Here is a 26,660-nt window from a genome sequence, read left to right as displayed (position 1 = left end):
CCTAGCGCTTCTCCCAGACTGCAATCGCCCAATCCGAACAAGTGGATTCGTTGCAAGCCCTGACATAGATGTCTCCCAGGAAGAGTCCATCCCACACTTTCTCCAGCACCAGTCCAACGCTGTAGACATTGTTCCACTCCGGGATGTTCTCCCAAGCGGGTTCGTACTCCCTTATCTCATAGTACTTTGCACCAACCGATGGAAGCCAGGAGGCCTCAGATCCTGAATTCCAGTCCAGATTTACCGTACGTATTTTTACATTAGTCGGAACAGGTGGCGGAGGCAGCCGCACATCATGGGTAATTGTTTCGCTCCACGGACCGCACCCACCTTCGCTGCAACCCGCGACACGGTACTGATAACGATTGGGTAGACGCCTGCCAAACGAATGAGAGGCCGTTGCACCGTCGCTGATCACCGACCAGCTGCTACCTTGAGCCTGCTCCTGCAGGCGATAGAACGTTGCATCCGGCACTTCATTCCAGCTCAAAAGGTAGCTTCCCGTCGATACCGCAGGCCCAGACATCGTTGGAGCAACACTTGGAACAGGAATAGGGAGATTCCGCACGAATGTGGAGACGCTCCAAGCACTGCACCCCTTCGCATCACAGGCACGAACCTGGTACTGCCTCGCGCCCTTGGGGACACCCGTGAGCGCATAGGACAGAACACTGCCCGTATACAGGGTGCTCCAACTCAGCCCGCCATTGGCCGTCATACGAAGTTCATAGCGTGAGGCCTGCCCAACAGTACTCCATGACAGCGTGTAGCTGCCGGTTTCCACGGTCGCCGGTCCCGAGAGGCGCGGCACGGCAAGACCGGTGCTCTTCTCAATCTGGGCTATCAAGTGAGTTCCCAAGCTGATGTACTCGATCTCCTTCATCGTGCGCTTGTTGTCCTGCCTTCGCAGCACTCCATCATTCCCGTAGAACGAGAGAATGTCGCCCTCCTGGCTGCTGTAGCTGCCCACACGACGACCGTGCGCGTCATAGGCGTAGGTCTCCCGCCCGGCCGCATCGCGCAGACGGTTGCCCAGATCAAACCGGAATGCCTCACCATTTTTCTTGGCCAGATTTCCCTGAACGTCGTAGTCCAGGCCAACGATTGCACTGCCATCATCGCGGTTTACGTTGGTCATCCGATTACGGGCGTTATACCAGTAGTTATGCTGCTTCACACCGCCCAGCTTGGCACTGCGCAGGTTGTCCAGCACGTCGTAGGTATAGCGGTAGATCGTGTCGCCGCCAAAGGATGCTGACGTTGCCTGTGTCAGGCGATCCAGCGCGTCATACTGCATCTGCTTTGACTTGGCCGGAATAATCGCATCGGTAATACTGGCTACGTTGCCGTTCTTGTCGTAGACAATGCTGTTATCGAGGACTCCAGCATCAACTGCCCTTGCCGGCAGGCCCCGGCCATTCTGGGCCGTGCTGTGCGCAATACCGTTGCCGTAATTGAATGCACGCAGAGCGCCATTCGGGTAGTAGCCGACGCCCGTGGCATAGGATCCGATGCGAGTGGGCTGACCCAATGCGTTGGGGGCCAGCGCGAGTTGCAAGTCGCTGGGATACTGCAGAACGGCGAGTGCTCCATTGGCGTCGTATCCATATCCCATGGACCAGCTGACGCCGCCCGGCTGCTGCAGAGTCTCCCCGATGATCAGGCCCCGCTTGCTGTAGGCATAGGTGTTGGTGACAGCTTTGCCAGACGGATTGCTGGTGGTCACCTGGGTGGGCAGCCCTGAGCCATTGTACTGCCACGCCTGATCGCCACTGGCATCAGCAAATACCAATTGCTTCAGGCGGTTCCTGGCATCATACGTCCGATCGATCCGGCGCCCTGATGCGTGTGCCGCAGAAGCGTCGCAGTTGTCGACCGCTCCCTGCGGAAGCCCTGCCGCCGACCAGGAAAGATTGCCGGCAGCATCGTAGCCCATGGCCATGGCCCCGGTTTCCGGTTCGATGCTTTTGCACAGTTCCTGCTGCGGGCTGTACACATAGGATCGCGTGAGGGCGATACTGCCACTGGCGTCGCGCCGCTTGATTGAGGTGATCTTGCCGAACACATCACGGCCAATGTCCGTGAATGCACCGCCCGGATGTTCGATGGCAACAGGCATATCGTAGCCCGGCGTGTCATACACCCGATGTAGTGTCGTACTCGATTGTCCGCGGGCGTCAGTTGTCCTCACGCGCATGCCGGGAAGATAGGCGGTGACTGTCGTCAGTAGGCCCAACTCGCTGTCGGAGGAACTGGAAGTGGTACGGCCCAGTGCGTCAAACTCTGACCACTGTCCTGTGCTCGGATTACTGGCCGAATCTGGGTACGACTGGAACGTTGTACGGCCGGCATGATCGTAGGTAAATCGCTGGTAGCGCTGGGTTGCTGCCGGGTTGCTGGCATCCTGCTCACGGGTCAATGCCGGCCGCCACATCGCGTCGAACCAGGTCACCTTATTCCGATTGCCGGTATTGGTCGTCAGCCGCCAATGACCTGCACCCAGCCCATGCTCCACGGCATCTACACGCTCGAAGATCTGTATGGTCGGGTTCCACGCCACCGTATCGCCCTGTGCGAAGGCCTTGCGGGTCTGCCGACCCATCGCGTCATAGTCAAAACTTGTCTGGTAACCCAGCTCATTGGTCACCGAGCGGATCCAGCCATTGTCGTCCACGCTGGCCGACATCGATGAACCATCGGCAAAGCCAATCGACTGCGGAATGCCCCGTTTCCAGTTGTTAAGTGTCGTACTGTTGCCGCGGCCATCGGCAAAGCTGGCGACGTTGCCGTCTGCATGGTAATTCAGGGTCTGCAGAAGCTTGCCGAAGCGCCGCTGCTCGGTCGGCATCGCCTTGGCGTTGTAGGTGGTCTGCAGTTCGATCAGGCCAGTGTTGTTGTTGGTCTGACTGGACACCTGGCCAAGGAGCCACGCATTGGTATCGTTGTAGTAACCGGTGATATCGGTACGACTGGCACCTTGTGAGCTGCTGCGGGTGACGTTCGCTGGGTGGCCATAGTTGTCGAAGGAGTTGGCCTGCCAGGTCATCGTCACACCATCGCGCGTGACCTGACGTCGCTGCAGCGGCCTAAGCAGTGCCGAGCTGCCGTCGTTACCTCCCCACGTCCAGCCATAGCGATCGGGGAAGGGCATCGAAGGCATCTGTGCATCTGAAACATACGTCAGGTCTTCAGACTCGAGTACCGTTCCTGCTGCGTTGCCGACACGCCGACCAAGAAGCTTCCCTTCATTGAACCGGAAGACAATTCCGTAGATCTCTTCGATCCAGCTTCCGTCAGGCTGCGTGATTCTCACCGCCTTGGATTGGGTGCAGGTGCTGCAGTAGGAGCCGTTCCCCGCCCAATAATCCTGGTAATCCCCCTTGTCCGTATATGTCCAGCGCATGGGAGCAACGCCCGGACCCTCAATGGTCTTCTCCACCAGGCCAAAATTATCAAAGTAATTGGCAATGGCGAGATACTGAATCATCTGGCCATCGCGCGCCTCGTTGATGCAGTAACTCGCAGGAACTCCTGCCCGATAGCCTCGCCCGTTCCGGAAGGAGAATGTGCCGATCGCGCCAGATGGATGCTTCATCTGAAGTGTATAGATCTTATCCCGGAGAGGCGGACTTCCACATCCCTGAGAGGGGTCTTCCGGCCAGTTCTCATAGACGATACGCATGTCGGAGAGATGGTTGATCTCCCACCAGGCGGCGTCCGGCTGGGTAACCCGCTGCAGCGAGTTGCCTGCATACCCGTAAGTCCAAGTGCGGCCATTTGCCGAGGCGCTTTGCAGGCGATTCCCTGCATAGTTCAACGTGATCGAACGCCCATCACTGGACGTGATGCTGGTCGGATGGCCGTTCCCGTTGTAACTGATGCTGACGCTGTTGCCGAAACGATCCTCGATACGACTGGCCAGCAGATAGATCTCCAAGCGTGCCTGGGCAGCGTTGGCGCCGATAGATCCCATCAGACCCACAACGCGCTCGGTGCCAACGTTAAAGGTGTACTTGATGCCCGATGTGGTCTGCAGGATGAAGCCTTCTCCCTCCAATCCGGCAATCATCGGTGTGCAGCTGACGGTATCCATTGCACTGGTAGTCCAACTCCAGTTCTCGCTTTGACGACTGGCTGGCTTCAGGCTGGCAGGTGGATCACCCATCAGCGACCGGGCCCCCTCCCCGGGAAGATTGACCGTATAGCCAGACCAGATGTCTTCAATCCGGAATGGCGGCGGCGTATAGGGAATGAAGTTGGCGCTGCAGCGAGGAACTTTCCGAGAACCTCGATAGGTCCACCCATACTGGGAATCGAACACGCCGGAGATGAAGGGAACATCGATGTTCCAGTCACCCGCGCCACCATAGATCAACGGTGACAAGCCGTACTCGGGAATGGGCCTAACATTCAATCGGCGTTCAAGACGGACCGGCAGTGCGTTGTTACCTGCCAGGTCGATATCGGTCTGCCTGAAGTATCCGCTCTGGTCATATACATTGACCGCGTCGCCGAACAGCTCTGATGTCAGTGCAGCAACCTGCTCTGCCGAGCGAAGCTTCTTGTCATATTCCTGATAGGGCTGCTGCACGGCCTGCTGTGCCTGCGCGGTGCAGATGATCCCTGTCGCGAGCGCAATCGTTGCGACTGCGCGCCAGCATGAGTTGATCGCAACTTCCGTGGTATCAATTCGCATCCCTGCCCCCTGGTTGTTATGTGAGACTCTTCCACGGCGAGCTGGGATCCGTCAATTTCTAAGTTGTTTCATCTCAGAAACACTTGACGGATCTCTGCACGAGGTAAGTACCAAGCAAAGATCACCTCACGGCAGAGCTCAGTTCAAGATGGGCAACCACGCTTAGGCGGCTCCGGGAATGATCAGCCTGCCACTCTGGGCCCGTCATGATCGAAGCAAGCAGAAAGGCCTGAGCAGAAGCCTCGAAGATTGGGCGACTCGGACTCATGTGTTCTTCGCATTCGACCGCAGCTAACGGACCCGGGAGGCAAACACCCCCAGTCCCTGTTGGTGAATCCCGATCAGCAGACGGCCACCGACCGCCCTCCGACCCTTCTTCTCTTTGAGGTCGCTGGCTTGGAGCCGTCCATGCAGCACGCTGAGTGTCACGACCTTGAGTGGGTGTTCATGGACAAAGGCCCCGATCGCGACTCCTCGCAATCGGGGCACATGGTTCAGCGGGTTCCTGTATGCAAGCGCCAGCCAGGGTTGTAGCGGGTTGCGGAAGCTGGTGAGAACAGCAAGCCATCGGCTGCCTGCCCGTACCGGATTTCCACATCATCATTCGCCGACTGGATGACCACGTCGGTCCGCCCGTCGCCATCGAAGTCGTTGGTCAGCAAGTGATGCCCGGGGCTCCAGTTGGAGACGCTCTGCGCGGAGAACCGAAGACCATCACTGGCTTGGCCGTAGCGGATCTCCGAGTGTCCGTTCGTCGCGTAGATCAGGACGTCGTCTCTGCCGTCGCCATTGAAATCACCCGTCAACAGCGTGTGCCCGGTGGACCATAGATCGGCCGTGCTCGGTGCAAAGCGCAAACCGGCGTTCATCTGCCCATAGCGGATCTCAGTGGCTCCGTCGGCGGCATAGATCAGCACATCGCTGTATCCATCGCCGTTGAAATCCGCAATCTTCAATGTATGGCCCGCCCGCCATTGATCATGCTGGCCGGGTTCCGCGCGCAGTCCGTCGGTGGCCTGCCCGTAAAAAAAGTCGACCTCACCGTTGGGTCCATACAGCAACAGGTCATCAAGGCCGTCGCCATTGAAGTCGCCAACATGTGGGCGGCTGCCCAGGGCGACCTGCCGTTGTGATTGTGGGGCGAAGCGCAACCCGCGATCATTGCCTCCATAGCGGATCTCGAGAGCGCCGCTATCCTGCAGGATGAGTACGTCGCTCCGTCCATCACCGTTGAAATCTCCTGCCATCAATTGACTGCCCACATTCCATGCAGTGCGTGATGGAAGATGTTCGGTGAATCGAGCGTCAGGACGTCCATAGTGGAGCCGTACGCTACCGTCGCCGCCGTGCACCAGCAGATCGGAGAAGCCATCGGCGTCGAAGTCGCCACTGACCAGTTTGGCCGAGGTTGCCCATGGCGCCGAGGGGGCATCCGTCAGGGAATGGGTCACCAGGCCCGCATGGGGGGCCAGCTGTCCGGTCGCCACCGAAGCGCTACCAGAGGATGGGTTGTACAGGATGACGTCGCCGCCACCATCACCGTTGTAGTCCACCGAGCGCACCGCGGCGCAACTGCCGTTGGCGCGGCGGAGACTTCCTGCATGATCGCCACGGGCGGGGCATGCGCGAGGAGCGAACTGCTCGACCTTGACCCAATCCACGACGAAATCGGCAGGGAACACGGTGGCCGCATTGATGCGGTTCTCGACGTAGCTGTCGACCGGTGGTGTTCCCATATTGGCATTCACGTTCACCAGCATCGGCAGGCTGGGAATGTTGCGGGTTGCGCGGAAAGCCTCTACACCGTCGACGAAGTAGGCGACGTGCTCGGGCGTCCATTCCGCTGAGAAAACGTGGAATCCGGCAGAATAGTCATCTCCATACCATTCCAGCGCTGTCTCTCCGTAAATGGTCGTGGAACTGGGATTACCGCAGTTGGTTGGGTCCAGGAACCAGTAGTGCTGCGAATTGATCGCCCGTGGATTGGACTTTTTCAGGCCAGTTGCCTCGAAAATGTCGATCTCCGCGCAGCGGGGAGCGTGCGACTGCAACCAGAATGCGGGAATGACGCCGGGCGTATTGGTCATCTTCACGCGGGCTGAGAACCGTCCGTAGGCAAAATAGCGCGGATAGTAGATACCTCCGGTCTGCAATTCTCCGTTTGTGAGCCGCTCTGCACGAAGAATGACATTGCCTTGCGATACGAACGCGTTGCCAGGCGTGTAGCTGTAGGGCTGGCCTCCATTCTGATGGAGAATGTCCCCTTCCCAGGGAATCCAGTTCGTCAATCCCAGCTCGTCGAAATGTTCTTCCATCACGGTGATCCACTCGTGGTGGGCGGTCTGGGCCTGCGCAGCTGGCACGACCATGATCGCAATCGATGCGGCGAGCAAAAGCTTCCTTAACATTGCCAATTCCCTTGTGTGGGGCCGCGAGATGCGGCCGCGTGTGAGTTTGCCAGTTTGGCTGCGGCTTCTCAGTGGCTGGTGAATCCCACGGCCTAGATGCTCGGGAAGTGAGTCGATTAGTGAGTCAAAAGTGGATTGAAATGGATTGGATATCAATCAAATCACTGTTTACTTTGTTTTTGCGGTTGCTGATGGGCTCGACCCCGCACGACCGACTGCGGATTGTTGCCTGCCTGCGCATCCCGCCGCTCCGACTATAGTTGATCCGCAGACAAGGATCGAACATGCCTGACACCAACACAGAGGTGGAAGACTTCACCACCGAGATCGAAGACAGCCGGCACCTGTTTGCCTGGTGCCTGATGCGCTACGGTCAGGTTGCCGAAGAACTGGCAATCGAACACGCACGCCAACGCTATCCCGACCAGGCCCCCGGCTGCGAGTACGAGCACGCACTGATCTTCCACGACGAGCCCTGGCACTGGGCGATGCTGCACGTGTTGGGTGAAGGGTACTGGCACCAGAACCCGGAACTGGCGCAGCCTTCGCTGGCGTACGACACCGAGTCGGATGCGTTGTGCCTGGCTCGCGGTGAGTCGGTTCCCTTGCTGGATGAGGACGAGTATCTCGGTGCGCTTGCCCACGCCCGCCATATGCATGCGTGGACGCTGATCCATCAGGCAGGCATTGCCGAAGAGCAGGTGCAGCAACAGGCGCTCGAACACTACGCCTACTTTCCGCCGCATCATCGTTGGCGGATGCGCGTCCACGATGCGCGTGCTGCATGGGGCGGCGTGATGGGTGCGCTGCACCTCGATGACTACTGGTCGCAGCCGGAGCTGCACACGCCACCACAGGCCTATTGGCATGCGTCGCGCGCATTCGTTGCCGCGAATGGAATCCGCCTGCCGGATGGTCCGGGAAGTGCCTGAAGCACTTCCCGGATCCTTCACGATCAGCTCTCCAGGAACGCCAGCAGGTCGGCGTTGATCCGGTCGGCGTGCGTGGTCGGAATGCCGTGCGGTGCACCCTCGTAGGTGATCAGCGTGCCGTTCTTTACCAGCTTCGCGGAAAGGACGCCGGAGTCGGCATACGGCACCACCTGGTCGTCATCGCCGTGGATCACCAGCACCGGAATGGAAATGCCCTTCAGGTCTTCGGTGAAATCGGTCTGCGAGAAGGCAACGATGCCGTCGTAGTGCGCCTTGGCCGAGCCTTGCATGCCCTGCCGCCACCAGTTCCACATCACCGCGTCCGACGGCTTCGCGCCGGGGCGGTTGTAGCCGTAGAACGGTCCGGCCGGTACGTCGTGGTAGAACTGCGCACGATTGGCGGCCAGCTGTGCCTGGAAATCGTCGAAGACCTCCTTGGGCGTGCCCTGTGGGTTGGCTGCGGTCTTGACCATCAACGGCGGCACCGAGCTGATCAATACCGCCTTGGACACGTTCTTCTCGCCATGGCGCGCGATGTAGCGCACCACCTGGCCGCCGCCGGTGGAATGGCCCACATGCATGGCACCCTGGGTGCCCAGCTTCTCGACCACGGCGGCAACATCGTCGGCATAGTGGTCCATGTCATGCCCGTCCCAGACCTGGCTGGAGCGGCCGTGACCGCGGCGATCATGCGCGACCACGCGGTAGCCCTTGTTGACGAAGAACAGCATCTGCGCGTCCCAATCGTCGGCGGTGAGCGGCCAGCCATGATGGAAATGGATGACCTTGGCGTCGCGCGGACCCCAGTCCTTGTAGAAGATCTCGACGCCGTCTTTGGTGGTAACCGTAGCCATTTCAAGGTTCCTCGCTGTTGGGTTTGGAGAACGTCCTGCGTCGCGGCGACCTGCATCGGTGCAGGAGCAGGGACGCTGACGGTGCGTGTCGCGGGACTGGCCCCAGGCACGCGATTCCTTCTATGCTGAGGCGGCCATCACTCCGTCCGAATCCATTCTTGGGTAGCGCTGTATCAATTGAAATTGGCGGAGGTGACATTCATGGGTATCGAAACTGACAAGCGGATCGAAGTCGCTCTGCTGATCTACCCGGATTGCCAGATGGCGGCCATCCACGGCCTGACCGATCTGTTCCGGATCGCGAATGAATGGGCTGCGTATCCTCACGACGATGACCGGCGGTGCTTCATCCGGGTGACGCATTGGCAATGGAACCCGCAATCGGGCCGCATGGAATGTTGCTGGGACAGCGATCCCGGCGATGTGAACGCCCCTGGCTTCGTGATCTCGCCGCCGAGCGTGGCGATGCCTGAGCGCATGTCCGCGATGCCAAACGAGGCGCAGTGGCTAAAAACGCTCCATTCAGGCGGCACGATCATGTGCTCCGTCTGCGCGGGTGCTTTCGTGCTTGCCCAGACCGGCCTGCTTGCACGGCGACGGGTCACGACGCACTGGGCGTTCGCGGGCCTGCTTGCCGGCACCTACACCGACGTCCAGGTGACCACCGAGAACGTCGTCATCGATGATGGCGACGTCATTACGTCAGGCGCGATCCTTGCGTGGAATGATCTGGGCCTGTTGATCGTCGATCGCACGATGGGCTCCAGCGTGATGTTGGCAACGGCACGCTTCATGCTCAGTGACGGAATCCGGCAGGACCAGCGGCCACTGCAGGGATTCCTGCCAAAGCTGGATCACGATGACGCAGCGCTGCTGGCTGTCCAGCGATCCATCCTTGCCGAACCCGGATTGCGCCACACGGTCAGTACCCTGGCTGAGCGTGCCCACCTGACCGAAAGAACATTCATCCGGCGATTCCAGAAGGCCACGGGACTCAATCCGGCTGACTACATCCGGCAGGTCAGGATGGCCAAGGCCAGGGACGCGCTGCAGCTCGGCGATATCCCTGTTGCACAACTGGCCTCGACATTGGGATACGACGATGTGAGCGCATTCCGCAAGGCATTCCAGAGCGTCGTTGGCATGTCCCCTTCGGCCTACCGGGATCATTTCCGGATCAGGCGGCGCGCACAGTGATGAACATCACCCACGCCGCCTGCGCCCATCAATGCTGTACCGCCCGGCCCCGGTGCAGGCCAGCAGCAGGAACCCACCGGCCAATCCCAGATTCTTCAGGAACATGATCTGCTGGGTCGGGTCGGCAACGTTGTGGTGGAAGATGAAGGCGGTGACCAGGCTGAAGCCTGCCAGCACGACCGACACCAGCCGGGTCTGAAAGCCCAGCAGGATGCACAGGCCGCTGCCGATCTCGAAGGCGATGGTGGGCCACAGCAGGATGCCGGGTACCCCCATGGCTTCCATGTAGCCCTGGGTACCGTTGAGGTCGCCGAGCTTGCCGATGCCGGATACCAGGAACAGCGCCATCAGCAGGATGCGCGCAAGCAGGTAGGCGAGCGAATGCGGTGAGTTGCTCACGTCGGGTTCCTCGGAGATGGCTGGCGAAGGCGATCGGAGCCCACCGGCAGTGAAGCCCGTGTCTACGTACCGGGCAAGGCGCCTTGACAGCTGGCCGCCCGCAGGAGACCTTTCCACCATGACGATCGATATTGAATCGCTCAGCCTTCGGGAGCTGGGCGCCTTGGTGGTTGCCGCTGAACAGCGGAAACAGCTCATTTCCAGCCGCCGCCCGGCCAGCGCGGTGCGGCGGATGTTGAAGGCCGCCGCGGCGGAGGCCGGTTACACCCTCGAAGAACTCTTCGGTGGCGAAGCCTCGGAAACACCTGCGCCCGCCCGCAAGCCCGCCCGCCGGAAATCCGGCAAAGTCGCGCCCAAGTATCGCGACCCGGAATACAAGCGCCTGACCTGGACCGGTCGCGGGCGCATGCCGCGCTGGTTGGCGTCCAAGGTGTCGATGGGCCACAAGGCCACCGATTTCCTGATTCCTGGCCTGGCCAAGCCGACCGCCGGCAAGACCAGCACCATCGGCAAGCGGACCGTCATCAAGAAGGGATGAGGCTGCGGCACTGCTACGCTGCCCGGGTCTTTCAATCAAGGAGCACGGGATGGCACACGAGGGTGGCATGACGATCACGCCGAAAGTCCTGTACACCGCCGCAGGCGCGGCCGTGCTGGTCAGCCTGTTGGCGTGGGCGGTGGAGTGGAGCGGGATGGCCTATGTCTGCCCGTACTGCCGCGTACAACGCACGGTGATCGGTGTGCTGGGCGTGCTGACATTGTTCGCGCGGCCGGGCGGCATCGTCGTGCCCTGGCTTGCATTCGCCAGTGGCGGCTTCGCGTTCGTGGTCGCGGCGATGCAGCACTTCAACGGCTGGAAGCGCATTTCCGCCGGTGATTTCAGTTTCAACGCGCAGTGGTACATCGACCCGTGGCTGCTGTCAGGCTGCGCGATGCTGATCCTGGTGGCGCAGCTGATGCTGGTGCAGGCCGCCTGCCGGCGCAGGTTGCGCTGAGTGTTTCCACGCGTGGCGTGGAACTACCCGTTCTGGAATACCGCCAGCTGCGCCGCGAACGCGCGCTGATAGGCGGGACGCTGCGTCGCCCGTGCCACATAGGCAACCAGCAGCGGGTACTCGTCGAGCAGGCCACTGCTCTTCAGGCGCAGCAGCACCGAGACCATCAGCAGGTCGCCCACGCTGAACTCGCCGTCCAGCCACGCTGCCGCGCCCAACCACGCGGACAGCTGTGAGAGACGCATCCGCACGCGCTCGTCCAGCATCACCAACCGCTGTGCATACCAGGGCTGTTCGCGCTCCAGCACCCACGCCATGGAACGCTCGACGATGGGCGGCTCCACCGTATTCAACGCAGCGAACACCCACATGATCGCGCGCATGCGCGCGTCCGGAGCGCGCGGCAGCAGGCCAGGGTGCAGCTCGGCCAGGTGCAGGACGATTGCGCCGGACTCGAACAGGACCTGGTCGCCGTCCTGCCAGGTCGGAATCTGTCCGAAGGGATTCCGCGCCAGGTGCGCGGGTTGCTTCATTTCGGCGAAGGTGAGCAGCTGCACGTCATAGGGCACGTCCAGCTCCTCCAGTGCCCAGCGCACGCGCATGTCACGGGCCAGGCCCTGGCCGCGGTCGGGGGAGGTGGCGAAGGCGGTGAGGATGGGGGACATCGGGGCGCTCCTGCAGGCGGGAAGGCCTGTTTCTTCTGTTCCGACGAACGACGGGGCGGGAAATCGACACCCGTGGTTGGCCTGTGCGCAGGCCAGGCCTACAATTGCTGGCTTTCTTCACTGGCAGGATGCCATGCGGGCTCGTTTCCGCTTACCCCCCTTCTGGATGCTGGCCGTGGCCCAGCTGCTGGTTGCGCTGCTCCTGTCCTCCGTGTGGTTCTACGTGAGTGCGAAGGCGTTCCTGGCGGGTCCGCCCAGCCCCGATCTATATGCGAACAACTGGGGGTTCCAGATTGTCGCGTTCCTGTTCTACTGGCTGCCCGCGTTGCTTCTTTTCATGGGCATCCTGCTGGGCATCGAACGGTTGGCGTTGGCGCCACGGTACGCGCGCCAGAAAGCTGCTACCAAGCGCAGTGGCAGCTGACGTCGCCCCTCACCCCGCCCGATGCAGCTTCCGGTACTGGTCCGGTGTGCATTGCGCGTGCCGCTTGAACATCTCGGCGAAGGCGCTGACGCCGGAGTAGCCCAGCTCTTCGGCAATCCGGCTGATCGGCCGGCGTGTACACAGCGCCTCGGTGGCGCGCACGAACTTTACCCGCCCGCGCCAGTCACCGAGCGACATGCCCAGTTCACTGCGCGCCAGGCGTTCCAGCTTGCGCACGCTCATGTGGTGCCGCTGCGCGATATCGGCGACCGACTCGGCTGCGGACAGGTGCTTCTCGATGTACGCCATCACCTGCTTCAACGCATCGCTGCTGGCGATCGGCAGGAAGCTGGGCAGTACCGCAGCGCTGACGATCTGGTCGATCACCACCGCGGCCATGCGGCGATGGGCGGGCGTCCGGGGATCGGTCACGCCCTGCCGCGCCAGCTCGTGCAGCAGCTCGCGCAGCAACGGGCTGACTTCCAGCGCACTGCAACGCTCGGGCAGGCGGCGTGACAACGCCGGCGACAGGTAGGCCGAGCGATAGGCCAGCCGCGACCGGTTGCGCGAATAGTGGGGCATTCCCGGTGGGATCCAGATCGCGTAGTGGGGCGGTGACACCATCCACTCACCGTCGATCTTCATCTCCATCACTCCCTGCGCGACGAAGTTGAACTGGCCCCATGGATGGCTGTGGGTGCCCCAGTCGGTGGGCTCCATTGAACCCTGCCGGAAGTAGATCGGGCCAGGCAGCTGGCGGAAGGTGGGAATCGGCTCCATGGGTTGCCGCAACCCGGGGTCGGAGTGACGCATTTTCAGGATGTCCTCGATATGCGCCAAGCGTACGCTTGCCACTCTTCCACGTACACCCACGCTCTTGAATTACCTCTTCCCGATACTTGCCTGCCTGCTGTGGGGCGCGAACACCATCGTGACCAAGCTGGCCTCGGGCTCGGTCGGTCCCATCGATATTGGTTTCTTCCGCTGGCTGGTGGCGGCCATTGTCCTGTTGCCCTTCGCGTTGCCGCGGCTGCGCAACAACCTGCAGACCGTGCGCGCCAACCTTGGCCGCTTCCTGGTGCTGGGGTGCCTGGGTGGGGTGATGTACCAGTGCCTTGCGTACTATGCGGCGCACTTCACCTCGGCCACCAACATGGGCGTGATCCAGGCGTTGATTCCACTGATCGCACTGGCGTTGTCGCGCGTGTTCATGGGTCATCCTGTGCGCAGTACCTCCATTGCCGGTGCGGTGATTTCCACTATCGGCGTGGTGGCGGTGGTCTCGCAGGGCGACCTGGCGCGACTGGCCGCCCAGGGCCTGAACCGTGGTGATGCGATCATGCTGATCGGTGCGTTGGCCTTCGCCACCTACAACGTGCTGATGCAGCGCTGGAAGATTCCGCTGTCGGTGCTGGAATCGTTGTTCCTGCAGGCCACTGCCGCGTCGCTGATCCTGTTGCCGGTGCAGCTGCTGGTCGGTACCGGGGTGAACAATCTCACTGCGGTCGGCTGCATCGGGTTTGCGGCAGTATGCGCGTCGATCCTGGCCCCGCTGACCTGGATGACCGGATTGTCACGATTGGGCGCAGCGCGTGTTTCCGGCTTCTTCAACCTGGTGCCGATCGTGACCGCCGCACTGGCCGTGCTGCTGCTGGGCGAATCGCTCAGTGGCTGGGTGCTGGCAGGCGGAGTGCTGGCGGTATCCGGTGTGGTGTTCGCCGAGTACGCAGCAAAGCGCGCGACGATGGGAAGTGGCGTCGAGGTGTCCTGACGCGGTCGGGCCGGACTCGCGCGTACCTCAGCCGCTGCATGTCGTCCCGCACAGCGCCCGCTCCACCTCCAGCTCCAGCGCATCGGCGTCGTGGCCGCGCTTGCCCTGCAGGCTCAGGTACAGCGACAGCGGGTCCACGCGGTCACCGCTGCCGGTGAAGGCCGGCGGATACGACCAGATCTGCAGCGTTCCACTGCGCGTGCAGTGGGGTCCGGCTGCAGGCAGTGCCCCCAGCTTCCGCCAGGCATCGATGTACAGAGCGCGTGTGATGCCCTGGTCTTCCGACGGCACCGCAAGCATCGCGTCCGTCCCTGCCTGGGGGGCGGATTGAGCATGTCGGGCCAGGACGTCGGCGACCTGTTCCCAGCAGACCTCCACTTCCTTCAGCACGGGTGAGCGCAGGAACGGCTGTGCTCTCGCCCAGACCTCCCCGCGGCTGCCGGCGAGTCTCAGGAAGCGTTCGCGTCCGCCGGTGGAGCGTTCCGCCAGTCCGCGACCGACCAGTTCAGCGGAGAGCCTCGACGCGGTCATCGAGGTGTATCCGGCAGCGCGGCTGATCTCTCGCGGTGACCACCAGCGTGCCTGGCCGGACAGGAGCACGTGGATGAGCACGGCCTGCGCCGAAGGCAGCAGCGAAATGGCCTTCTTCTCGTGGTCGGGCGCATCGCGGAACTCGATCGCCAGGCTGGGGGCGTACAGCTGGTTGTGCGGTACCACGAAGTCGATATGGTTCTCGACCAGGAACCTGCGCTGGGTGGGGGTGAGGTACGGCGAGACATACAGCACCATGGCCTTTGCCGCCGAGCGCAGCACTTTCACATCCTGGATGACGCGGCTGCTGGATTCGCCCGGGACGCGTGGAACTGCCAGCATTGCCGGTGTTTCGCCATAGAGGGTCAGTTCGGCGATGTGATAGCGCGAGGCCATGGTCTGCGGGATGAAGCGTGCCGCACCCACGGGGCCGACCACCGAGGCCAGGCCAGGCAGGATCCGGCGCAGGTAGCGCTGCGCATCCATGACCAGATCGGTCAAGCCACTGTGTACTGCCGTCGTCATCGCTTGCTTCCCTTGGGCCGGCCGCTTCCCCGGGGCGGGGAGAGGCCGGTCCATCGCATTCAGTGGTGAATCCGGAGACGTCGGGCGAGGTGGGTGCCACGCGGGCGATCCTCGCTTGCCTGCTCCATCTGCTGCCGTCGCGCCAGTGTTGCCGGGGATGTTGGAGATTGGGTCGAAGAAGCGTGGAGATTGGGTGGAGGTTGTGTGCGGCGTGGCCGGCGGAACTCCCCTTCCGCCGGCCACGTGCACGGACGCTGCGGTCAGAAGCGCTGCGAGTACTTCACGTACACCGTGCGGCCGATATCGAAGCCGCCGTAGTAGGGGAAGGAACTCTCCGGCTTGGAGAACATGATCGGGCCACGATGGTCGAACACATTGTTCGAGCCCACTGCCACGGTACCGTCCCAGGGCAGCTTGTAGCTGACCTGGATGTCGTGGAAGGCGTTCGAGCCGACCCTGCGCACGGCATCCGGTTCGCCGTTGGCGATGCGTTCGGGCGCGGTGCAGGGGCGGTTTGGCATGCAGCTTTCCATCATCCCGGAGTAGTAGCGCACCGTGTACTGGGCCGAGAGGTTGCCCAGCTGCCAGTTGACGCCGAGATTGGAGCGCAGGCGGAACACCCCCGGGCGTCCGATACGACCGTCCATGATGGTGTCACCGGCCGAGTTCTGCTTCTCCTCGTCGTACTTGGAGACGTAGCTGTTCTGCAGGTCCAGGGTGAAGCGACCGAACGCGTACTCCGGCAGGCGGTAACGGATGCCCAGGTCCCACCCCTCGGTCTTCATCGCGCCGAGGTTGGTCAGGCCGTAGAACATGCTGGTGATGTGGCCATCAGCGGCACGCTTGACGCTGCCGCAGCGCGAGGCATTGCCCAGCACGTAGCAGTCACGGAGGATGCGATCGACGTTGTCCTCGATGATCATGTTGGTGATCTTGTAGCTGTACCAGTCCAGGTTGATGTCCAGACCGTTGACCCAGCGCGGGCTCCAGACCACGCCGACGGTCTTGCTCTTGGACTCTTCCGGGCGCAGGTTCGGGTTCGAGCCCGTGGTGAACTCGTTCGGAGTGGCGCACGGGTAGCTGGTGCAGGGCTTCAGGCCCTGGGCCAGCTGCTCGTAGCCACGCGGAACACCGGCGGCGTTGCAGGCCGCGTTGCCGTTGACGCTGTTGGTGGCGCCGATGCCGCAGGGGTCCACATAGGTTTCGAAGCTGGTGCCAAGGCCGCCATACAGGTCGGAGATGCTGGGAGCGCGGAAGCCCTCGGCGAAGGTGCCACGCACCATCAGTTCCTCGACCGGGCGCCAGGCGAAGCTGGCCTTGGCATTGGTGGTGCTGCCGAAGTTGCTGTAGTCGGAATAGCGTGCCGCAACGTTGACGGTCAGCTCCTTGGCGAACGGAAGGTCACGCAGCACCGGCACGTTCACTTCGGCGAAGACTTCATTGAGGCTGTAACCGCCTGCAGTGGTCTGTGCCCCCAGTGCGGTGCTCTGGCGCGACTGGGCAAAGGCATCGGGAACGTAGCGTCCTTCTTCCTTGCGGTACTGGTAGCCCATCGCCACCGAGAGCTCGCCCGCCGGCAGTTCCAGCACCGGGCCGGAGATATTGGCGAAGTAGCTTCGGGTCTTGGTGATGCCGGTATCGGTGAACGTGGGGAACAGGAAGCGCTGCAGTTCCGGGTCGGCAAGCGAGCCGGCGCCGCCAACGCCGTACGGCAGCAGCGGATTCCAGGCCAGGCAGCCGGTGATCGGTACTCCTGCGCTGCCACAGCGTGCCACGCCGCTGCCATCAACGAAGGACTGGCCAAGCGCCTGGCGCGAGGCGATCAGGCTCATGTCACCACGGCCGGTCTTGGTCACCTCGTTGCGGTTGAACAGCGCGCCCACTTCCCAGTCGAACGTCTTGCTGGCAAGTTCGAAGTAGCCCGACAGCGTCGGTGCCACGCGCAGCGACTTCAGCTTGCTTTCGGTGGTGCGCGGAAGTTCCCACAGGCGGCGGTTGAAGGCGATGTCATGGCCGACCGGATTGAACGCGCTGTTGCCGGCCAGCGGCGTCGCGAATTTGGTTGACTCGTAGGGGTAGCCGGCAATCTGCTGGTCCGAGATGCGTTCGTTGTAGCCGATATCGGTGGTGAAGGTGATCTGGTCACTCAGTGCATAGTCGGAACTGAGGAACAGCGACCGGCGCTCGATGCCGGTCTGCACATGCATCTGCTCGTTGCCGTTGGAGTACTCCGGCGGCGTGATCGGATGGTAGTCGTTCGGGTTCTTCGGATCGCCCCCCCGATTGAGTGTCTTGAACACGGCGTTGCCGGTGGCGCAGTTGTAGAGCGCCGGATCACACCAGGAGCCGTTCTGGCTGAGGTCGCTCCAGCCTGCGCGCGGATAGTCCGGCCCCGAACCACCATGCTTGGAGAACCAGCGGTCGCGGGCGAATACCGGGTCGGCCTTCTGGTACTCCAGGGCCAACGTATAACCGCCTCGCTCGCCGCGCGCGCCGGTAACGAGCGAGAACGTGCTGTCCTTGCCGTCACCCTGGCTGAACTGGCCATGCTGCACCGAAAGCTCCAGCCCTTCGACGCTCTTGCGGGTGATGATGTTGATGACGCCGGCGATGGCGTCGGATCCGTAGAGCACCGAGGCGCCATCCTTGAGCACGTCGATGCGCTCGACCGCGCTCATCGGAATCTGGCTCAGGTCCTGCAGGCCGCTGGTGCTGGCGCCCAGGCGCTTGCCGTTCACCAGCACCAGGGTGCGGGTGGCGCCGAGGTTGCGGATGTTGGCGTAGCTGCCGCCGACATCTTCGCCGGACGACAGCGTGCGCGAACGCGAGAGCGCTGGTGCGCCGGCCGACGTGAGGTTCTGCAGGACGTCGGCAATGGTGGTGAAGCCCTGCTGCTCGATCATCTTGCGCGAGATGGCTAGCACCGGTTGCTGGGTTTCCACATCCACGCTGCGGATCGCCGACCCCGTCACCTGGATGCGGTCCAGGTTCTTGGGTGACTTCGCAGCGTCATCCTGTGCATTGGCAGCCGGCGAGAAAACAGCAGCCAACACGGCGCCGATCCCTGCCGAAAGCAGAGTGTATTTGTAGTGCATTGTTTCTCTCTCCAAATCCGTTGTGTGGTCGCAATGCGCGCGGCGCTACGACCGGTCTGCATTCCGTTACCCGGAATCGAGAGGAACCTAACATCCCGTTTACAATTGAACTGCGTTATGGACGCGTTATCTTCGCGCGTCGTTGGCGGCACGCATGCATGCCCGGTGCAGGGTTCATGCATATGCCTGGACGCGGCGGAACTTCAGTATGTGGCCTGTTTCCTGCTGCCTGCAGGCACACCGCTCACGCAGTTGCACACACCGGAAGGTGTTGCGGGGAGTATTTGCTGACTCTGGCGGTTTCGCGTCCGCCACCCCCTGCCATCGTCGTTGCGCTGTGATGAAAGCTGCTTCGTGCGCTCAGGTTTCGTGAATGCCGTTGATGCGAAGAATGAAAAGTCAGTACGTGTTCCGAATGGTGATGCACGCATCAATTCGTACTCACCCAGCCGGCACGCGCAGCTGTCCAGAGTGGTGACCGAAGGCAGCGTGATCGCGCTGCCATTCTCCACTGACTTTCGAGCACACAGGAGCGACGCCATGAGCACCCAGTCCACCATCGAACATCGCCTCAACGACCTGATCGAGATCGCCCGCGATGGCAAGTCCTTCTATGAGGAAGCCGCAACGAAGGTAAAGGATGCCGAACTGTCGGCACTGTTCACCCGTATCGCCGGGGTCAAGGCGCGGATCGTCGCGGCGCTGAGTGGTTCGGTTGCCGCCAGCGGCGGCAAGCCGGCCGAGCACGGCACCATGGTCGGTTCGATGCAGCAGTTCTACGGCAAGGTGCGCGCCGCGTTTGGTGATACCAACTATGGCTACGTGGCCGAACTGGAAGAGTCCGAAGACCGCCTGCTGGGCGCGTTCAAGGATGTGCTGCAGGACAACGATCTGCCGCCGGCGGTACGCCAGGAAGTGACCCAGCTGCTGCCGGATGTGCAGGAGTGCCACAACGTCATGCGGGCACGCAAGCACGCCATGAAGGCCGCCTGAGGTCCAGCGCCGGGCGGTCCATCGCGGCCGTCGATGCCCGGAGGCGCATGATGGTCCGGGAACCTGCGCAGCCCGCAAGGGCTGCGAGGGGCCGGGCGTCCCGCCCCGTTTTCATGGTTATACTTGGCCGAGTCCAGGGAACAGGCACGGCATGACGAAGGGGGCTTCGTCCATCATCAACGTCAACCGCCAACCGGATGCAGCCGCGTCCGGTTTTCTGCGTGTGCGTGGTTTGCCGTGATGTGTGCCTCGCCGGTCTTTCCGGTACCTGGTCCTGGTTGTCCCATCGCCATCCATTGCGAACAGGTCCACTGACGATGCGTCGAGTTAATGCACTTTCCGCGATGATGTTGCTGGGCACGTTTGTGGGAAGTGCCGGGGCGCAGTCCTACAGCAAGACGAACGTCATCACCTATCACGATGATCTGTCGAGATGGGTGCTTGGCCAGGTCCGGACGTCGGTCAACCAGGACACGGGCAGGATCGAGTCCCAGGTGGATTATGACCCGGCCACCGCAAAGCCCCAGCGGATCTATGCCTTCGGCCAGCTCCAGCAGACCATTCACTACAACGGCGACGGTACCGTTCGCGCCGTGGTGGATGGGCGTGGCAATGCGGTGAGCCTGTCCGGCTGGAAGCGAGGCATCCCCGGGAACATCCAGTATGCAGATGGTTCGTCCCAGTCTGCCGGCGTGGATGACAATGGCTGGATACGCTGGATCACCGACGGCCGGGGCAACACCACGCGATACGACTACGACGCGATGGGGCGCATGTCGCTGGTCGACTATCCCGACGGTGATACGGTGGACTGGGCGTCCACCACGACACAGTTTGCCCAGGTGGGCGGCGCCGAGTACGGCATTCCTGCCGGCCATTGGCGGCAGACGGTCAGCACCGGCAATGCGCGCAAGGTCACCTACTACGATGCGCTGTGGCGCCCATTGCTGGTGCGCGAGTACGACGCGGGCAATGAAGCCGGCACGCAGCGGGCCTCGGTGACCGCCTATGACACGGAGGGGCGGGTCACTTTCCAGTCCTATCCTGTCGCGGGGGTCGGTGCGGTCCAGGACGCCGGAACTGGCGTCCGTACGACGTACGATGCGCTGGGGCGGGTGGTCCAGGTCAGCCAGGATTCCGAGATCGGCGCGCTGGTCAGCAGAACCGAATACCTGCCGGGGCGGCGCGTGCGCACGACCAATGCCAGGGGTATTCCGACTGTCGTGACCTATACCGGTGCAGATGCCGCGAAGCTTGATTGGCCGGTACGTATCGAACTGGCAGAGGGAGCCGTGCTGGACATCCCGCGGGACGTCTTCGGCAAGCCGACGTCGATCACCCGCAGGGCCGGCAATGGCTCGGTGACGTCGACCCGGCGCTATGTCTACGATGCGGCGCAACGGCTGTGCAAGACGATCGAGCCGGAAACCGGCGCCACCGTATTTGATTACGACGCCGCATCGAACCCGGTTGGAAGCGCGCAGGGGTTGGACCTTTCCGATGCAGGCAACTGCAACCAGGATGTTGCCGCGGCGAGCGGCCGCCGGGTGGTGCGTTCCTATGACGCGCGCAACCGGCTCGCATCGCTGCAGTTCCCCGACGGCAATGGCAACCAGCGCTGGAGCTACTGGCCCGATGGCCTGGTCAAGCAGGTCACCACGCTGAACGCCGGGGTGGAGACGCACAACAGCTATGCGTACAACCGTCGCGGGATGCTCATCGGTGAGGTGCAGAGCCCCACCGATGGCGAAGCGCTGGCGATGGGGTATGCCTACGACGCACTGGGCAACCTGTCCGCGCATCGCTACCCCTCCGGCAACGTGGTCGCGTATGCGCCGAACGCGCTGGGACAGGCCGGGCAGGCGGGTTCCTACGCCGTTGGCGTGGGCTATTACCCCAACGGGGCGATCCGTCAGTTCACCTATGGCAACGGTATTGTCCACACGATGGTGCAGAACGCGCGCCAGTTGCCGGATGTAAGCCAGGACGCGCTTGGCGCAACCCGGATCCTCAGCGATGGCTACGACTACGATGCGGTCGGCAATGTGGTGGCAATCACTGACGGTGCCACGGGCCGCAACCAGCGTGGCAACCGCAATCTGGGCTACGACGCGCTGGATCGGCTCGTTTCGGCTTCCTCGCCCATGTTCGGCTCGGCGAGCTACAGCTATGACGCGCTGGACAACCTCACGCGCGTGACGATTCTCGGCCGTGACCATCACTACTGCTATGACAACGCTTGGCGCCTGACCAACGTGAAGGTCAACGGTTGCGGTGGGGCGACCGTGGTCGGCCTGGCCTACGATGCGCAGGGCAACCTGCGGGCGAAGAACGGACAGCAGTTCGCCTTCGACTTCGGCAACCGGCTGCGTACGGCGGCAGGTTCCGAGAGCTATCGTTACGACGCTGACGGACGCCGCACGCAGACGGATTCGTCGCTCGGACGGATCACCTCGATGTACGACCACGCCGGCGTCCTCCGCTACCAGGCGAGCGAGCGCGAGGACAAGCGGACCGATTACATCACCCTGGGCGGGAGCCTGGTCGCCAAGGCGGCGGTGCCGATGCGGCATTCGCCGGCGGCGAAGGACTTCGTTGGCTGGTCACCTGTGGCCTCTGCCGTCCGCTACGTCGTCGAGGAAAGCGTGGACGGGGTGACCTGGACCACGGTCTACGAAGGCAACGCGGCGAACTGGACGTCTGCAGCACGCCCTGCCACCAGCTATGCGTATCGCGTACTTGCCTGCGGCGCCACGGGGAGCTGCACGCCGGTGTCCGATGTCTCGCATGTCCAGCGTCCGCAGGGCGACATCGTGCCTCTGCTGTACCAGCTGCTGCTGGGCTGAGCGTAGCGGACTGCGTGGGCCGCAGCGCAGCGGCAACCGGTTATTCATGACAGGGGAACGAAGAACATGGACGGAGTACGTGCTGTATCGCGCCTGCGTGGCGCCATCGGCGGCAAGGTCCTGCTGACGCTGGTTGCCGTGCTGGGAACTGGCTTGGCCTCAACGGCAGAAGCAGAGCCTTACAATCTGGAAGGCCATCGGATCGTATCCGTCGCAACGGGCTGGGGCGGGGAAGGGTTCTACCTCGTGACGCAAGGTGTGCTTCCCGCGGGCTCGGATTGTGGTGCCGGCAATCGCTTCATTCTCCTCAATGATCATCCGATGCAGAGGGAGATGGTGTCGATGCTGCTCATCGCCTGGCAGAACAAGCTGCGTGTCGGGTTGCGTGTCGACGGCTGCATCTCGGGGACAATGCAGTTGAGGGCCGTGACGCTGCCTGATGTCTGAATCCACAGGGGAACTACATGATGATGAATGACGCGACGCCGGGTATTCGCAGGAGATTGGGAGCGGGGTTGGCCTTGACGTTGGCCTTGTGCCTGTCTGCACCACTGAAGGCGGAGCCAACCAGCGATCAGATGACGATTCTGTCGCTGCGGCCGTACATGGACGGCCCGGCGGGAATTGTGTACGTGCATGTTTCGAGTACGGCTTTCTGCAATACCGATACCTTTGCAATCGACATGTCCCGGCCGGGTGCAAAGGAAGCCTACGCGGCGGCGTTGGCAGCGCTGACATCGGGGAAGAATGTCCGGCTCGAGGCCTTCAACTCCACCGGGTGCAATGGTTGGGCGACCCGGCTCCAGTCGATCTTCATCCACGCGTGACGCTCCACGGATGGATGCAGGACGCGATGATCCTGGGGCTATCGCGCATGGTCCCGGGGCGTGGATAAAAAAGGGGCGGCCTTGAGGCCGCCCCAAACCGTCAAGAGAACACGCGTCTAGAAACGAACCGACCAGCGCACGTTGGCGCTGTGGTCGCGGCTTTCACTGCCGTACTGGCCGCTGTAACCCAGCTCCAGCTGCTGGCGCGGGGTCAGCCACGCCGACAGCCCCAGCTCGGCCACCACGGCGCTGTCGGCAATCGGCGCGCCTTCGACCGTGAACGTGGTGCTGCTGTTGGCGAAGGCAAGGTTGCCCACTTGGCTGCGGTCGCCCGAGGCACGGCGATAGCCCACGCCACCACGCAGATGCAGCCAGCTGTCCTGCTGGAACGATGCCTTCAGGCCCTTGTCGAAGCGCAGGCCAGCGGTGGCGATCGTGGTGCCGGTGTCGTCCACCTTGCCGTGCAGGGCGGCTGCACCACCGCGCTCGTTGATCTGCTTCAGGTCCACCTCCACGCGCGCGACCTGCAGGTAGGGTTCCAGGCCGGCTTCCGGGCCACCAAAGCGGTAGCCGGCTTCGATGAAGGCCTGGCGGGTATGCGCGTTGTAGCGTGCACTCAGGCTGTCGCTGAACCCTGCGAAGTCGACATCGCGGGTGCTCTTCACCTTGTGCTTGCTCCAGGCGACGCCGCCACGGAGGCCGAAGCCGCCCCAGTTGTGACTGGCATATGCACCGAAGTGGGTGTTGTCGATCTTCGACTTGGCACGACGCGCCTGCTGTTTGACGTCGGTTCGGCCGGTGCCAGCCAGCACGCCGACCTGCCAGCCGGAGAACTCGCGGTCGATACCGACCAGCAGGCCGTTGCTGTTGGCTTCGGTGCGGGCGGTGTTGCTGTTGCCGTCCAGCTTGCTGTTGCCGCCCAGAGCCTGCACCCAGGCGCCGGTGGCGTCACCCGCATCGGCGCCCGGCGCGACCGCACCTGCACGGCGCGACAGCGCGGCATCGCGTACGTAGCGGCTGCCCTCCACCAGTGCGAGCGGCGTGGCTGCGTGCAGTTCGCCGCTGAGGCCGTCGAGCACGCCGCCAACCTGCTGTGGGAACAGCTGGGTCAGCGGCTTGGGCAGGCCCTGGCTGATTGCCAGGAGATCGGCGGCCGTCGCTGCCGCGAGCTGGTTCGGCGTGGTGGCCGCACTGGCCAGCGTGGCGCCACGCGCCACGTCGATGCGGGTGCCATTGGTACCGTAGGCGAGGCTGAACTTCAGGAACGGCGAGAACGCGCTGAAGTCGGTTTTCGCGAACTGGCCGTTGATGCCACCGTCGGCGCGGATGAAGTTGAACTGCTCGCCGAGATAATAGATGCCCGGTTCCGGCAAGGCGACCAGCGTGCCGCCGAGGGTGGCGGTACCGGTCACGTGCAACTGGTCGCTGCGCCCGCCAGGCGCGAGTTCGGCGGCGTAGACGGCGGTCGGGCCCTGCACGTAGTTGCCGTTGATGGTCAGCGTGCCGATCGAGTTGCCGGGGGCGATGGTACCGTCCACCCGGGTGCTGCCCAACGTGCCGACACCCTTCAGCAGGCCGTTGCTGCCGACCGTGGTGGTGCCGCCGCTCTGCATGCCATTGAAGGACACCACGCCGCCGTTGACGGTCAGGTTGCCGTCCTTCAGCACGCCGCTGGCGCTGACTGTGCTGACGCCACCGGTGGTGGTGAGTGCGGTGGAGACGAGGCTGCCGTTGAGCAGGAACTGCCCGGCCTGCACCTCGACCGCGGAGGTGAGGGTGTTGGTGCCGTTCAACTCCAGCGTGCCCTCGCGCAGCACCATGCCGTTGAAGCTGTTGTTGCCGCTCAGGCGCAGCCAGCCGATACCGGATTTGGTCAGCTTGCCGGGGCCGCCGATGTCATTGGTCCAGTCGTCCCAGGCATCGCCTTCCCACACCTTCAGGCCGCCGGCCTTCTGGTTCATCACCACGTTGGTATCCACGCGCAGCGAGCCATAGCCCTCGATGGCCCTGCGCAGGTCAACCATGCCCCAGCCATAGATCGGGTCGACGCCAGCGGCACCGAGATCGCGCGCGGTAGTCAACAGGACGTCGCGCACCTGGGCGTTGTCCAGATAGGGGAAGCGCTCGATCAACAGGCCGAGTGCGCCGGTGATATGGGGGGCGGCCATGGAAGTACCGGTCTTCCGGCCGTAGTCGTACGTGGGATTCTGGCTGTCGATGAGAAGGCGTACGTAGTCTGCGGTCTTCTCCAGCCGTCCCTGGATGTCACCGGAAACGATGGTGCTCAGGATTGCCGTTCCCGGTGCGGAAATGCACCAGTTGGCGGCAGCGCCGCAGATGCTCGAGCCTGCGTTGATCACGTAGTCGGTTTCGCCATTGGCTGCATTGGGCTGGCGGACGTTGGCGACGGCCAGCCAGTAAGGCTCGATCTCCGGCTTCCAGCGCGGCAAGGCCGCGGTGATACCCGCGACGGCGCCGCTGCCATTGCCGGCCGACCAGACCTGGATCAACTGCGAAGCAGGGGCGTTCGCACTGTCCTTGTAGATGCTTCCGTATACGTCGTAACCGGCGCCGATGCGTGCGTACTGTGCATCCAGCGCGGCGACGGTCATGTTCCGGGTGGAGATGCCCCAGCTGTGATTGATGGCACGCACGCCCTGTGCCTGCAGCTGCGCGTACATGTCCAGCCTTGCAGCACCATCGGGGTCCGTGCGTTCCACAGCTTCAGGCAGGTAGCCTCCGCCCGTCTGAGGCTTCCACTCGTAGTAAGTGTCACCAAACACGCGAGCGGTCGTCAGATCGGCACCGAAGGCGACGCCATGCATCCCTGTGCCGTTGCGGTTTGCACCAATGGTTCCCAGCACATGCGTACCGTGATCGGCATAGCGGAAGCCCCATTCACGGCCTGCGGCAATGATGGTGGCCTGCAGGGAAGCAGGCACGCCAGTGCCGAGCGTGTAGTAGTTGATTCCCGGTTGGTCACCCTGTGTCTGGCTGCACGCGCCGGTACCGCCGACGGTTCCAGGTGACGCACAGTTCGGGCCGATGGTGATGCTGGAGGTGTTGCGGCCGGCGAATTCGGGGTGAGCCAGTGCCGAGCCGGTGTCGAACAGCGCCAGGCGCACGCCCTTGCCGGTCAGGCCGCGGGCATACGCGTAGTCGGCGCCCATCGCACCCAGTCCCCAGTCGGCGTTGAATTCATCGCTGCGCCAGCTGGCGGCATCGCCCGGATTGCCGAGCAGGGCGGTGCCGGTTGCCGCTGGCGTGGTGGCCGTCGGTGCTGCAGGCGCGCTGACGGCGGGCTGTGCCCAGGCCGCCTGCAGCTGGCGCTGCTGCTGCCATGCGTCGAGCGCTTCGCTGGCCATGGCGGGCGATGCAGCGGCAAGCAACAGGGCGCTGGACACGGCCAGGGCGAGGCGGCTGTGCAGCGGGGAGCGGGAGTGGGACGAACGGCCGTGCAGCGGGTGATTCATCGGGCAACTTCCTTGATGGACGGACAACA

At 62.9% G+C, this 26,660-nt stretch carries 19 protein-coding genes; 10 read left to right on the top strand and 9 right to left on the bottom strand.

The window, feature by feature from the left end; all coding sequences use genetic code 11:
* Position 1: 1 nt before the first annotated feature.
* Both QP552_RS18405 and QP552_RS18400 read right to left on the bottom strand, forming a co-directional pair.
* Positions 2 to 4,696: an RHS repeat protein gene (locus tag QP552_RS18405; RefSeq protein ID WP_286074284.1), complete on the bottom strand. Its 4,695-nt coding sequence runs from the start codon at positions 4,694 to 4,696 to the stop codon at positions 2 to 4.
* 494 nt (positions 4,697 to 5,190) lie between these two features.
* Positions 5,191 to 7,104, bottom strand: coding sequence for an FG-GAP-like repeat-containing protein (locus QP552_RS18400; protein WP_286074282.1), 1,914 nt, complete (start codon positions 7,102 to 7,104; stop codon positions 5,191 to 5,193).
* A 284-nt stretch (positions 7,105 to 7,388) separates the two neighbouring features.
* Between QP552_RS18400 and QP552_RS18395 the strand changes: the two genes are divergently transcribed.
* Positions 7,389 to 8,036 carry a hypothetical protein gene (locus tag QP552_RS18395; protein WP_111113051.1) on the top strand — a complete coding sequence of 216 codons (648 nt, stop codon included), beginning with the start codon at positions 7,389 to 7,391 and terminating at the stop codon, positions 8,034 to 8,036.
* Positions 8,037 to 8,059: 23 nt separating this feature from the next.
* Here the strand turns inward: QP552_RS18395 and QP552_RS18390 are convergent, their stop codons facing one another.
* A complete protein-coding gene (locus tag QP552_RS18390) occupies positions 8,060 to 8,890 on the bottom strand; it encodes an alpha/beta hydrolase (RefSeq protein WP_111113052.1) in 831 nt (276 codons plus the stop codon).
* Positions 8,891 to 9,091: 201 nt separating this feature from the next.
* Here QP552_RS18390 and QP552_RS18385 point away from each other — a divergent pair, with 201 nt between their 5' ends.
* Complete coding sequence (locus tag QP552_RS18385; protein ID WP_220084392.1) at positions 9,092 to 10,087, top strand: helix-turn-helix domain-containing protein; 996 nt, start codon at positions 9,092 to 9,094, stop codon at positions 10,085 to 10,087.
* Positions 10,088 to 10,093: 6 nt separating this feature from the next.
* Here QP552_RS18385 and QP552_RS18380 read toward each other — a convergent pair whose 3' ends face one another.
* Positions 10,094 to 10,486, bottom strand: a complete 393-nt coding sequence (locus QP552_RS18380; RefSeq protein ID WP_111113054.1) for a DoxX family protein — start codon at positions 10,484 to 10,486, stop codon at positions 10,094 to 10,096.
* A 118-nt stretch (positions 10,487 to 10,604) separates the two neighbouring features.
* On the opposite strand from QP552_RS18380, the gene QP552_RS18375 reads away from it, so the two are divergent.
* The gene (locus QP552_RS18375) at positions 10,605 to 11,024 is read left to right on the top strand and encodes an H-NS histone family protein (RefSeq protein ID WP_111113055.1); all 420 of its coding nucleotides are present in this window, start codon (positions 10,605 to 10,607) and stop codon (positions 11,022 to 11,024) included.
* Between the two features lie 49 nt (positions 11,025 to 11,073).
* Entirely contained in the window at positions 11,074 to 11,481 is a 408-nt protein-coding gene (locus QP552_RS18370; RefSeq protein ID WP_106548877.1) for a hypothetical protein, read from the top strand.
* A 23-nt stretch (positions 11,482 to 11,504) separates the two neighbouring features.
* On the opposite strand, the gene QP552_RS18365 is transcribed toward QP552_RS18370, so the two are convergent.
* Positions 11,505 to 12,146, bottom strand: coding sequence for a glutathione S-transferase family protein (locus QP552_RS18365; RefSeq protein ID WP_286074278.1), 642 nt, complete (start codon positions 12,144 to 12,146; stop codon positions 11,505 to 11,507).
* Between the two features lie 166 nt (positions 12,147 to 12,312).
* On the opposite strand from QP552_RS18365, the gene QP552_RS18360 reads away from it, so the two are divergent.
* Complete coding sequence (locus QP552_RS18360) at positions 12,313 to 12,570, top strand: hypothetical protein (protein WP_286075947.1); 258 nt, start codon at positions 12,313 to 12,315, stop codon at positions 12,568 to 12,570.
* Between the two features lie 9 nt (positions 12,571 to 12,579).
* On the opposite strand, the gene QP552_RS18355 is transcribed toward QP552_RS18360, so the two are convergent.
* Positions 12,580 to 13,383: a helix-turn-helix transcriptional regulator gene (locus QP552_RS18355; RefSeq protein ID WP_111113077.1), complete on the bottom strand. Its 804-nt coding sequence runs from the start codon at positions 13,381 to 13,383 to the stop codon at positions 12,580 to 12,582.
* Positions 13,384 to 13,447: 64 nt separating this feature from the next.
* Here QP552_RS18355 and QP552_RS18350 point away from each other — a divergent pair, with 64 nt between their 5' ends.
* A complete protein-coding gene (locus QP552_RS18350) occupies positions 13,448 to 14,341 on the top strand; it encodes a DMT family transporter (RefSeq protein WP_286074276.1) in 894 nt (297 codons plus the stop codon).
* A 27-nt stretch (positions 14,342 to 14,368) separates the two neighbouring features.
* Here QP552_RS18350 and QP552_RS18345 read toward each other — a convergent pair whose 3' ends face one another.
* Together QP552_RS18345 and QP552_RS18340 are read right to left on the bottom strand one after the other, a co-directional pair.
* Positions 14,369 to 15,397 carry a hypothetical protein gene (locus tag QP552_RS18345; protein WP_286074274.1) on the bottom strand — a complete coding sequence of 343 codons (1,029 nt, stop codon included), beginning with the start codon at positions 15,395 to 15,397 and terminating at the stop codon, positions 14,369 to 14,371.
* 260 nt (positions 15,398 to 15,657) lie between these two features.
* Positions 15,658 to 18,492, bottom strand: coding sequence for a TonB-dependent receptor (locus QP552_RS18340; protein WP_286074272.1), 2,835 nt, complete (start codon positions 18,490 to 18,492; stop codon positions 15,658 to 15,660).
* 540 nt (positions 18,493 to 19,032) lie between these two features.
* Between QP552_RS18340 and QP552_RS18335 the strand changes: the two genes are divergently transcribed.
* The 4 genes from QP552_RS18335 to QP552_RS18320 all read left to right on the top strand — a co-directional run bounded on the left by QP552_RS18335 (position 19,033) and on the right by QP552_RS18320 (position 23,158).
* Positions 19,033 to 19,485, top strand: coding sequence for a PA2169 family four-helix-bundle protein (locus QP552_RS18335; protein ID WP_005411167.1), 453 nt, complete (start codon positions 19,033 to 19,035; stop codon positions 19,483 to 19,485).
* Positions 19,486 to 19,829: 344 nt separating this feature from the next.
* Positions 19,830 to 22,331 (top strand): RHS repeat protein, encoded by a 2,502-nt coding sequence (locus QP552_RS18330; RefSeq protein ID WP_286074270.1) that lies wholly within the window; start codon positions 19,830 to 19,832, stop codon positions 22,329 to 22,331.
* A gap of 66 nt (positions 22,332 to 22,397) precedes the next feature.
* Positions 22,398 to 22,778 (top strand): hypothetical protein, encoded by a 381-nt coding sequence (locus tag QP552_RS18325; protein ID WP_286074269.1) that lies wholly within the window; start codon positions 22,398 to 22,400, stop codon positions 22,776 to 22,778.
* 17 nt (positions 22,779 to 22,795) lie between these two features.
* Positions 22,796 to 23,158: a hypothetical protein gene (locus QP552_RS18320; RefSeq protein ID WP_286074268.1), complete on the top strand. Its 363-nt coding sequence runs from the start codon at positions 22,796 to 22,798 to the stop codon at positions 23,156 to 23,158.
* Positions 23,159 to 23,274: 116 nt separating this feature from the next.
* Here QP552_RS18320 and QP552_RS18315 read toward each other — a convergent pair whose 3' ends face one another.
* Positions 23,275 to 26,631, bottom strand: a complete 3,357-nt coding sequence (locus QP552_RS18315) for an autotransporter domain-containing protein (RefSeq protein ID WP_286074267.1) — start codon at positions 26,629 to 26,631, stop codon at positions 23,275 to 23,277.
* Positions 26,632 to 26,660: the final 29 nt, after the last annotated feature.

This window comes from Stenotrophomonas sp. 59 (assembly GCF_030291095.1).
Classification (GTDB): Bacteria; Pseudomonadota; Gammaproteobacteria; order Xanthomonadales; family Xanthomonadaceae; genus Stenotrophomonas; species Stenotrophomonas maltophilia_Q.
Note: the sequence above shows the minus strand (reverse complement) of the source record. Positions and strands in the feature narration are given on the sequence as shown.

What these genes read in the sequence shown, in the direction of transcription:
- QP552_RS18355 (WP_111113077.1), bottom strand. Translation starts at nt 13,383, where the DNA reads ATGCGTCACTCCGACCCCGGGTTGCGGCAACCCATGGAGCCGATTCCC.
- QP552_RS18400 (WP_286074282.1), bottom strand. Translation starts at nt 7,104, where the DNA reads ATGTTAAGGAAGCTTTTGCTCGCCGCATCGATTGCGATCATGGTCGTG.
- QP552_RS18320 (WP_286074268.1), top strand. Translation starts at nt 22,796, where the DNA reads ATGATGATGAATGACGCGACGCCGGGTATTCGCAGGAGATTGGGAGCG.
- QP552_RS18385 (WP_220084392.1), top strand. Translation starts at nt 9,092, where the DNA reads ATGGGTATCGAAACTGACAAGCGGATCGAAGTCGCTCTGCTGATCTAC.
- QP552_RS18390 (WP_111113052.1), bottom strand. Translation starts at nt 8,890, where the DNA reads ATGGCTACGGTTACCACCAAAGACGGCGTCGAGATCTTCTACAAGGAC.
- QP552_RS18360 (WP_286075947.1), top strand. Translation starts at nt 12,313, where the DNA reads ATGCTGGCCGTGGCCCAGCTGCTGGTTGCGCTGCTCCTGTCCTCCGTG.
- QP552_RS18395 (WP_111113051.1), top strand. Translation starts at nt 7,389, where the DNA reads ATGCCTGACACCAACACAGAGGTGGAAGACTTCACCACCGAGATCGAA.
- QP552_RS18325 (WP_286074269.1), top strand. Translation starts at nt 22,398, where the DNA reads ATGGACGGAGTACGTGCTGTATCGCGCCTGCGTGGCGCCATCGGCGGC.
- QP552_RS18335 (WP_005411167.1), top strand. Translation starts at nt 19,033, where the DNA reads ATGAGCACCCAGTCCACCATCGAACATCGCCTCAACGACCTGATCGAG.
- QP552_RS18365 (WP_286074278.1), bottom strand. Translation starts at nt 12,146, where the DNA reads ATGTCCCCCATCCTCACCGCCTTCGCCACCTCCCCCGACCGCGGCCAG.
- QP552_RS18330 (WP_286074270.1), top strand. Translation starts at nt 19,830, where the DNA reads ATGATGTTGCTGGGCACGTTTGTGGGAAGTGCCGGGGCGCAGTCCTAC.
- QP552_RS18405 (WP_286074284.1), bottom strand. Translation starts at nt 4,696, where the DNA reads ATGCGAATTGATACCACGGAAGTTGCGATCAACTCATGCTGGCGCGCA.
- QP552_RS18370 (WP_106548877.1), top strand. Translation starts at nt 11,074, where the DNA reads ATGGCACACGAGGGTGGCATGACGATCACGCCGAAAGTCCTGTACACC.
- QP552_RS18375 (WP_111113055.1), top strand. Translation starts at nt 10,605, where the DNA reads ATGACGATCGATATTGAATCGCTCAGCCTTCGGGAGCTGGGCGCCTTG.
- QP552_RS18315 (WP_286074267.1), bottom strand. Translation starts at nt 26,631, where the DNA reads ATGAATCACCCGCTGCACGGCCGTTCGTCCCACTCCCGCTCCCCGCTG.
- QP552_RS18340 (WP_286074272.1), bottom strand. Translation starts at nt 18,492, where the DNA reads ATGCACTACAAATACACTCTGCTTTCGGCAGGGATCGGCGCCGTGTTG.
- QP552_RS18345 (WP_286074274.1), bottom strand. Translation starts at nt 15,397, where the DNA reads ATGACGACGGCAGTACACAGTGGCTTGACCGATCTGGTCATGGATGCG.